Here is a 9121-nt window from a genome sequence, read left to right as displayed (position 1 = left end):
TAACACCCAAGCAATTTGAATGCTCCAAGCCTAAGGGCGAGCGAGAACCAGATTGCGGTGTGTGAAGACGAAACGAACCGAAAGTTCGAGACGCTCGACTGCAACGCACAAACTATCGCATACCCATTCGCTGGAACGTGACCGCAAGGCACGCGCTGGCTACCGAATTTCTTGACGACCATAGAGCATTGGAACCACCTGATCCCATCCCGAACTCAGAAGTGAAACGATGCATCGCCGATGGTAGTGTGGGGTTTCCCCATGTGAGAGTAGGTCATCGTCAAGATTAAATTCCGAAACCCCTATCTGCTGATGCAGGTAGGGGTTTTGTTTTGCCCGCAGGAAAGTCTGAGAGCGCTCGTAATAAATTTGCACAGTTATTTTCGAGCTGGAGCACTAGAATAGCCCCACCTTCGCTGAGCCAGAGCTGTTTATGCCCGATCCGTCAGACACTGATAGGTTGCCAGATCTACCCCTGGGCGATTTGGTTGCGTGTCATGAGTGCGACTTGTTGATGCGCAAGCCCCAACTGGCCCATGGCGAAAAAGCCGAGTGCCCCCGCTGCGGTTATGAGCTTTATGCTCACCGGCACAATGTAGTCGAATGCAGTCTTGCGTTGGTGATCGCCGCCCTGCTGTTATATGTGCCGGCCAACTTCTTACCCATCATGCAACTCAATCTGCTTGGGCAGTCCTCCCAGGACACCGTCTGGAGTGGGGTAGTGGCACTGTTCGATACCGGCATGCAAGGCGTCTCGGTAGTCGTGTTCCTGTGCAGCATGGGCATTCCATTACTCAAGTTGCTTTGTCAGTTGGCTGTGCTGCTGACCATTCGCCTGGACGTTGGCCGTAGCTACGGTTTGTTGCTGTACCGCATTTATCACCATCTCCGCGATTGGGGAATGCTCGAGGTTTACCTCATGGGCGTGCTGGTGGCCATCGTCAAGTTGGCAGACATGGCAGCTATCACCGTAGGCCTTGGCTTGGTGTGTTTCATCAGTTTGTTGCTGGTCCAGGTCTGGCTGGAGGTGGTGATGTCACCGCATCAGATCTGGCAGGCGTTATCAGGAGAAGATGCCCATGCGGGCGATTGATGCCGGCATTCTGGTTTGTACGGAATGCCATGAATTGAATCGGCAGGACACTGAAGCCGACAAACAAACCTGTACTCGCTGCGGCGCGCTGATCCATCCCCGTCGCCCGAACAGCTTGATGCGAACCTGGGCACTGCTGATCACGGCCGCAATTCTTTATATCCCGGCCAATATGCTGCCGATCATGACCATCAACTCGCTGGGCCAAGACGCCCCGAGCACCATCATGGCCGGCGTCATCGAGTTGGTTCACCACGGTATGATTCCTATCGCCGCCGTGGTGTTCATCGCCAGTATCCTTGTGCCGACCTTCAAGCTGGTGGGTATCGCGTTGTTATTGTTTTCCGTGCAGCGGCACCAGCCCATGTCGGCACGACAACGCATTCTTATGTACCGTTTCATCGAGTTCATTGGTCGTTGGTCGATGCTGGATATTTTCGTGATCGCCATTCTGGTGGCGGTGGTGAATTTTGGGCGACTTGCCAGTGTCGAAGCCGGTCTTGGCGCGATTGCTTTCGCCAGCGTAGTGATTTTGACAATGATTGCCGCAGTAACCTTCGATCCCCGACTGATTTGGGATAACACGGAGTCGGATAACGACCATGACTGATTTGCCTACCGCTAAAACCCGACCGGCTTCGAACTGGTCAGCCATCTGGGTCTTGCCGCTGATCGCATTGATCATCGGTGGCTGGCTCGGCTGGCGGGCTTATAACGAGACCGGAATCGAGATCACTGTGCGCTTTGAGAGTGGCGAAGGCATCCAGGTCAACAAAACCGAAGTCGTCTACAAAGGGATGACGGTCGGTAAAGTGACGGCGCTCAAACTCGATGACGAAGGCAGTTCCAAGGGCGTGGTCGCGACGGTCGAGATGAACAAGGACGTCGAGCAGTATCTCAAGACCGGCACACGTTTCTGGCTGGTCAAACCGAGCGTGAGCCTGGCCGGGATCACAGGCCTGGAGACCCTGGTTTCGGGTAACTACGTGGCGATCAGTCCGGGTGACGGCGAGTCGGCGCGCAAGTTCAAGGCCCTGGCCGAAGAGCCGCCGCTGTCGGACGCCAAGCCGGGTTTGCACCTGACTCTCAAGGCTGACCGGCTGGGGTCGCTGAACCGCGGCAGCCCGGTGTTCTATAAACAGATCCAGGTCGGCCAGGTGAAAAGTTACCTGCTGTCCGAGGATCAGAGCAAAGTCGAGGTCAAAGTCTTCATCGAGCCGACCTATGCCAGCCTGGTTCGTAAACACACGCGTTTCTGGAACGCCAGCGGCATCAGCATCGATGCCAACCTGTCGGGTGTGAAAGTGCGCAGCGAGTCCCTGGCGAGCATCGTGGCCGGCGGTATTGCATTCGCCACACCGGAAAGCCGCAAGGACAGTCCTCCAACGGATCCGAGCCTGCCGTTTCGTCTCTACGAAGACTTTGATGCGGCCGCTGCGGGAATCCGGGTGAAAGTCAAACTCAGCGACTTCGAGGGATTGCAGGCCGGGCGTACGCCGGTGATGTACAAAGGCATCCAGGTCGGCAGCCTGAAGAACCTCAAGGTCGATCCGGACCTGGCCAGCGCGACGGCTGAACTGACCCTGGACCCCTTGGCCGAAGATTACCTAGTCACCGGCACACAGTTCTGGGTCGTCAAGCCATCGATCTCCCTGGCAGGTATCACCGGCCTGGAAGCGCTGGTCAAGGGTAATTACATTGCCATACGTCCAGGCGATAAAGGCGGAGCGCCGCAGCGCGAGTTCGAAGCCAGGGCGAAGGCGCCGCCGTTGGACCTGCGTTCACCGGGACTGCATTTGGTCCTGTTGACGGAGAACCTCGGATCGCTGGAGGTCGGTAGCCCGATTCTCTATAAGCAGGTCAAGGTCGGATCGGTGCAGAGCTACCAGTTTTCCCGCAAGAAAAAACAACTGATCATCGGCGTGCATATCGAGAAGGAATATGAAGGCCTGGTCAACGGTTCGACGCGATTCTGGAACGCCAGCGGCGTTACCCTCACGGGCGGCTTGACCGGCGGGATACAGGTCAAGAGCGAGTCCCTGCAAAGCCTGATGGCCGGCGGGATCGCCTTCGAAACGCCGGAACCGAACGTGCCGTTGAAAAGGCGCATCCCGCGTTTTCGTTTGCATGCAGATCGCGAAGCCGCACAGCAGAAGGGCACGGTCGTGACGATCAAGGTCGACCGCGCCGATGGCTTGCGCAGCGGTACGCCGATCCGTTTCAAAGGGCTGGATGTGGGCAAGATCGAAGAGGTCGACCTCAGCGCCGACATGCAATCGGTGTTGCTCACTGCGCGTATTACCGAGGTGCCGGAGCGTATCGCCCGGGTCGGGTCTCAGTTCTGGGTGGTCAAGCCTGAGTTGGGGTTGATAAAGACCTCCAACCTGGAGACGCTGGTCACAGGCCAATACATTGAAGTGCAGCCTTCGGCGAAAAACCTCGGGCCACAAAAAAGCTTCGTGGCCTTGGCCAATCCACCGGAAAGCGCTGTACCCGAAGCGGGTCTGAGCCTGGTGCTGAGTGCGGCCCGCCGTGGTTCGCTGAAGATCGGCGTGCCGGTCACCTATCGCGAGATCACGGTAGGCAAGGTCACCGGTTATGAACTGGGCCAGACGGCGGACCGGGTGTTGATCCATATCCTGATCGAGCCCAAATATGCGCCACTGGTGCGCAGCGGCACACGCTTCTGGAACAGCAGTGGCTTCGGTTTGGACTTCGGTCTGTTCAAGGGCGCGACGGTGCGAACCGAGTCGCTTGAAACGCTGCTCCAGGGCGGTATTGCGTTCGCAACGCCGGACGGTGAACGAATGGGCAATCCGGCCCGAGCGGAGCAGACCTTCCCGTTGTTCGATAAGTTTGAAGACGAATGGCTGACCTGGGCGCCGAAGATCAGTCTTGGCAAGTAGTTGTGGCGCTATCGCGAGCAAGCTCGCGCCCACAGGGATGCAGGATGGTTCATCCAGAAGCAGTCCAATGTGGGAGCGAGCTTGCTCGCGATGAGGCCATCCGTTGCACTGAAGACTCAAAACCGGCGCAATGAAAAAGGCCGCGGTCCATTTGGATCGCGGCCTTTTTCATGCCCGGCTATTCACTTCACACCGGATCCAGCTCCGGCTCATCGGCCTGCACATTCATCGTGGCTTTCACCGCATCGTGACGACGGATGTATTTCCAGTCCGCTTCGTCGATGTAGATGCCGTTCGGACCGCTGCCGCCTTCCAGGTCGATGGCGACACTGGCGCAGACTTGCGGTTTCACACTGGCGAGGATCGGCACGAAGCCCAGTTGCAGGCTGGTTTCCAGCAGTGCCGCCTGGTTTTTCTCGTCGATGTCCGCCGCTTCGTCCAGGTAGTAAGGCAGGCGCACGCGACCGGCCTGTTCGCGGTCCATCAGGTGCAGCAACAAGTACATGTTGGTCAGCGCCTTGATGGTCATGGTGGTGCCGTTGGATGCCGCGCCGTCGATGTCGGTGTGGATCACGGGCTGGCCGTTGACCTTGGTGATCTCGAACGCCAGTTCGAACAGGTCCTTGAGGCCGAGCTGGTTGTGATTCGCCGCCACCAGCCGCGCCAGGTATTCCTTGGCTTCTTCGTTCTTGTTGTCCTGCTCGGCGCTCTGGCTGAGGTCGAACACCGACAGCGTCTCGCCTTCCTCGTACTGACCGGCGCTGTGGATGATCTGGTCGATGTGCTTGAGCGCTTCCTTGTTCGGCGCCAGGACGATGCGGAAGCTCTGCAGGTTGGACACCTGACGCTTGTTGATCTCGCGGTTGAACAGCGCCAGTTGGTGCTCGAGGCTGTCGTAGTCGCTGCGGATGTTGCGCAGGGTCCGGGCGATGTCGGTCACGGCGGCACGGCGCGCCTTGCCCAGGGTCAGGGCTTCGTCGGTGCGGTGGGCATAGGCGTTGATGAGCAGTTGCAGGCGCCGCTCCATGTCATCTTCGCTGTCGAACTTGGCCACGCCCTTGAGGCGCACCTGGGCATACAACGCTTCGATCTGGCCATCGACGCGCAACAGGCCTTGCCAGCTGTCCTGGTAGTCGTTGAGCAGCGGCAGCAGGTTGTCCATGGAATCGTCGACCGGGTCCATGAACGGCGTGCCGAACGGCAGGTCCGCCGGCAGCAATTGACGACGGCGCAGGGCGTCGTCGAGGGTGCGTTGCTTGGCTTCCATGTCGGCGATCTGCCGGCCCACCAGTTGCAACTTGGCGGACAATTGCTGGACGCGTTCGGTGAAGGCATCGCTGGAGCGCTTGAGTTCGTCCTGGGCGGCTTCCATCTGCGCCAGTTGCTCGAGCTTCTCGCCTTCCTCGGCGCTCAGGGTCTGGCTGCGGCGGAAGTCTTCCAGGGCTTTTTGCGCATCCAGTACCTGCTGGTACAGGGCCTCGGTCTGGGTCTTGCTCGCGGCGCGGTCGGCGGCCACGGCTTGTTGGGTCTTGAGCTGCTTGAGTTCTTTTTCCAGGCGCTCTTTCTGGTCCCGCAGCGCGGCACGGTCGGCCAGGGCTTGCAGGGCGGGCGGCTCGATGTGGGACAGGTCGATGGACAGCCCCGGCACTTCGAAACGCTCACCCTTGAAGCCGTCGAGGATCAGCTCCATGGATTTGACCCACTCGCCGTTCTCGTCCAGCGCGATGCCGTGTTCGCCCAGGGGCAGGCTGAACAGGGCGCTGTTGAACAAGCGCATCAGGCGTTCGACATCCTGTTGCGAGAATTCTTCCCGCAGGCGGGCGTAGCTGTTGTTGTCGGCGTGATCGAGTTGCTGCTTGACCGACTTCAGACGTTTTTCCAGGTCCCGCAGGCGCTCTTCCAGGTCTTCGGCGCTGAACTGCCGGGACTGGGCCAGGGCGCCGGCCAGTTCGTCGTGGGCGTCCTTGGCCGCGAGTAGTTGCTGTTCCAGGACCTTGACGTCATCCACCAGGGCAAAGCGATGCTTGAGCACCGACAGCTCGCCGAGCCAGCGCTGGATGCCGCTGATTTCCCGCTCCAGGCGCATCAGCTCCTGGGTGCCACCGCGCTGGTCGTTCTGCAGCGAGTCCTGCTCGTTGCGGTAGTGTTCGGCCTGGATGGTCAGCTCTTCCTTGCGCGCACTGGCGTAGTCCGACCAGGTGCCCAGCAACGAGTCGAGCAGTGGCGAGAGGCGATGCAGTTTGCCGCGCAGGATATCGCGCTGCTTCACGCCATTGGCCAGGGCCTCCACCAACGGGCCGGCCGCCACCAGGGAGTTGTAGTCCTGCTCCATGCGGCGTACGTCGCGGAAGGCTTCTTCGCATGCGGCGATGTAGTCCACGCTGCCGGAACGCAGGCTGTGCTCGAACGCATCGAGGAACAATTGCTTGAGCTTGGCCGCGGTGATTTCACGCATGTGCAGCAGGTTGATGAACAGTGCGCGGAAGGTCTTGAGGCTTTGCTCGCTGGTGGAACGCAGCGGGATCAGCGTCAGGTCCAGCGGGATCGAGGTGTGACCACCCACCAGCAGGCGTCGCAGTTCATCCGGCTTGAGTTCGTAGGCTTTGAGGCCTTCGCGCTCCAGGTTGGTGAACAGCTCTTTCTGCCGCAGGCAGGTGTCATTTTTCTGATAGTGGGCCAGGTCCAGTTTGCCGGCGTAGGCAAAGAACTGGTGTCCGAAACCGCCGCCGGGGCCGCGACCGACCACGCCAATCACGTGCGGGCCGTGGGGCAGGGCGACTTCCACCAGGATGTAGCTGGTGTCCGAGGCAAAGTAGAAGCGCCGGGATTGCTCCAGGCTGTACTTGCCGAAGCTCATGTCCGACATGCGGGCCAGGATCGGGAACTGCAAGGCGTTGATCGAGGCGGATTTACCCAGGTTGTTCGCGCCGTACACCGACAGCGGTTCTTCCAGCGGGAACAAGCCAAGGCTGTAGCCAGCGGTGTTCAAAAGGGCAAAGCGGCGGATGCCGTAGCGTTCCTTGCTCATGCGTCGGTCTCCTGTTCTTCGGCAATGGCGCGGGCCAGGGCCTCTTCTTCGCTTTCACCTTCGAATTCGCTGAGGTCCAGCGGATCATCGGTCTGCAGCAGTTTTTCGTCGCTGTCTTCGTCGATCAGCACCGGTGCCGGCAGCGGCAGCACGCTGTGCAGGCTGGCGGCCAGGTCGCGGTCCTGCTGGACCGACAGGCAGACGTCGAGGAAGCGGTGCATCGGCGGCAGGAAGCGATACACGCCGTTTTCTTCGCTGGCAAAACCCAGTTGAGTCATGCGACGCATGATTTTTTCTTCCAGCTCTTCCTGGGTCTGCACTTCGGCCTGGATGAACAGGTCGCGGTATTTCTCCAGCAGCGAAGGCAGCTCGTCGCGACCCAGGCTGCCGCCATCGAGCACGGCGATCGGGTCGCGGCCCTGGTCGGCCAGGTGCTCGACCAGGATGAAGGTGAACAGGGCCAGGCGCTGGGCGGTCTTGTTCACCGCCGCGGCGGCCAGGTCCGGCACGAAGTAGTAGAAGCCACGGGTGTCGCACACCAGTTCGAAGCCCAGGGCCTTGAACAGCGTGCGGTACTGGTCCTGGAAGTTCGACAGTTGGGCGTACAGCTCCGGGTCGCGGCGGCTGACGTGGTAACCCTTGAACAGCTCGCGGAAGATCGGCGCCAGCTGGGACAGTTCGGATAGATCAAGATGCATGGGGGATGCTCGCAGAATCCTCGGCGGCGGTGTCGCCGGCCGAGAGCAGGGCGAAGGAGCGCAGGCTGACCTGATGCTCGTGAGTGTGGTAGTCGCGGCGCTCCAGGCGCTCGCGCTTGAAGCGTTTTTCCCGCGACAGGCGCGAGAACCAGTACAGCAATTCGTCGGTGGCGCCGTCCGGTTCCTGTTCCAGCAGCCAGGTCATCAGGTCCGGCATCGGCAGGGCGTCTTCGCAACGCTCGACCATCTCGCGCACGGTGCGTGGGGCGCGCGGTGCTTCGCCACCCTTGTGGGTCTTGTGGGACTTGGGGAAACGCGCCGGTTTCGGTTCGAAACGGGCCAGGGCATAGACATAGGCTTCGACCTGGCTGGCACTGCCCAGGAAGGTGCTTTGCGGCCGGGTGAACAACGGCATGGCGGCTTGCGGCACGGCGTCGATGCCTTTGCGGCGAATGGCGGCCAGGGCCAGTGCGGCGCCACGGGTCACGGCGTTGTGGCGGCGGGCTTCTTCGCGCAATGGCAGGAGCAGCTCGCGGGCATGGCGCAGGGTCAACTGGGCGCTGGTCTGCATCTCGAGGATGCGCGCGTGGGTGCGCAGCAGCATGTCGTCGTCCACCAGATGCCCGAGGCGCTGCTGTTCGGTGAGCATGCGCAACAGCACGTTCTCGACCTTGCGCACGCCTTGCTCGAAGGCGCCGTCGGCATTCACCAATTGGATCATCGGCTCGACGTATTCGTCCCAGGTCGCCAACACTTCGGCGTAGCGTTGACGCAGCGGGATCTGCCGATCGCTGGTCTTGGCCCGTTCGGCCACGGCCACCAGGGCCTGTTCGTCGTTGGCGAGTTTCTTGAGGACGTCGCGCACGCGCATGTCCAGCAGGCGCAACTGGCGGGCCAGGTCGTTGCCGTCGCGAATGTCGAAGGCGTCCTGGATGTAACCGGCCAGGCGCTCAAGGTGGCGCAGGTAGGCTTCGATTTCCAGGCATAGGCCCAGGCGGTGTTCGCGGCGCAGGTAGGCGAGAAAATCATGGATCTGGGCGTTGAGCTCGAAACGGTTCGGGCTTTTCGCCACCGGTACGAGGATGTCCAGGCGGATCCACACGTCCAGCAGGTTGGTGATGTCCTGGGGCGTGCTGTCCAATTGTTGGGCGGCCAGCTGTGAACGCAATTCGTTGAGGCTCAGGGTGCCCTGGTCGAAGTGCTCGCACAAAGGTTCCAGCAATGCCCAGTGTTCAGCGAGGGCGCGCAAGACGCGCTTGGGTTCGATCATCGCAATGGCCGTCGGGTTGGCAATTAAAAGCGGCGATTGTACTGCATCGAGCCGGTTGCGATTCACCCCTTGGACGGACTGTCGTTCTCGATCGATCAACAATTGCTCCAACAGGGAAGCGATCCG

General features: G+C 60.5%; 6 protein-coding genes and 1 rRNA gene. 4 read left to right on the top strand and 3 right to left on the bottom strand.

Annotation, left to right across the window (positions count from 1 at the left end):
• The first annotated feature begins 170 nt into the window (after nt 1-170).
• The 4 genes from rrf to BM321_RS03420 all read left to right on the top strand — a co-directional run bounded on the left by rrf (nt 171) and on the right by BM321_RS03420 (nt 3999).
• A 5S ribosomal RNA gene (gene rrf / locus BM321_RS03435) occupies nt 171-286 on the top strand.
• A gap of 147 nt (nt 287-433) precedes the next feature.
• On the top strand, nt 434-1093 hold the full coding sequence (locus BM321_RS03430) for a paraquat-inducible protein A (RefSeq protein WP_092441514.1): 660 nt from the start codon (nt 434-436) through the stop codon (nt 1091-1093).
• On the top strand, nt 1080-1703 hold the full coding sequence (locus BM321_RS03425; protein ID WP_092441513.1) for a paraquat-inducible protein A: 624 nt from the start codon (nt 1080-1082) through the stop codon (nt 1701-1703). Before BM321_RS03430 ends, BM321_RS03425 begins: the two co-directional genes overlap by 14 nt.
• On the top strand, nt 1696-3999 hold the full coding sequence (locus tag BM321_RS03420; protein WP_092441512.1) for a PqiB family protein: 2304 nt from the start codon (nt 1696-1698) through the stop codon (nt 3997-3999). Before BM321_RS03425 ends, BM321_RS03420 begins: the two co-directional genes overlap by 8 nt.
• A gap of 187 nt (nt 4000-4186) precedes the next feature.
• Here the strand turns inward: BM321_RS03420 and mksF are convergent, their stop codons facing one another.
• The 3 genes from mksF to mksB are packed head-to-tail and all read right to left on the bottom strand — an operon-like array spanning nt 4187 to nt 8995.
• A complete protein-coding gene (gene mksF / locus BM321_RS03415) occupies nt 4187-7027 on the bottom strand; it encodes an Mks condensin complex protein MksF (protein ID WP_092329279.1) in 2841 nt (946 codons plus the stop codon).
• On the bottom strand, nt 7024-7725 hold the full coding sequence (gene mksE, locus BM321_RS03410) for an Mks condensin complex protein MksE (protein ID WP_092329281.1): 702 nt from the start codon (nt 7723-7725) through the stop codon (nt 7024-7026). Before mksE ends, mksF begins: the two co-directional genes overlap by 4 nt.
• Nucleotides 7715-8995 (bottom strand): Mks condensin complex protein MksB, encoded by a 1281-nt coding sequence (gene mksB, locus BM321_RS03405; RefSeq protein WP_060743131.1) that lies wholly within the window; start codon nt 8993-8995, stop codon nt 7715-7717. The genes mksE and mksB overlap by 11 nt, the downstream gene beginning before the upstream one ends.
• Nucleotides 8996-9121 lie beyond the last annotated feature (126 nt).

The organism is Pseudomonas sp. NFIX10 (assembly GCF_900111955.1).
Classification (GTDB): domain Bacteria; phylum Pseudomonadota; class Gammaproteobacteria; order Pseudomonadales; family Pseudomonadaceae; genus Aquipseudomonas; species Aquipseudomonas fluorescens_AA.
Note: the sequence above shows the minus strand (reverse complement) of the source record. Positions and strands in the feature narration are given on the sequence as shown.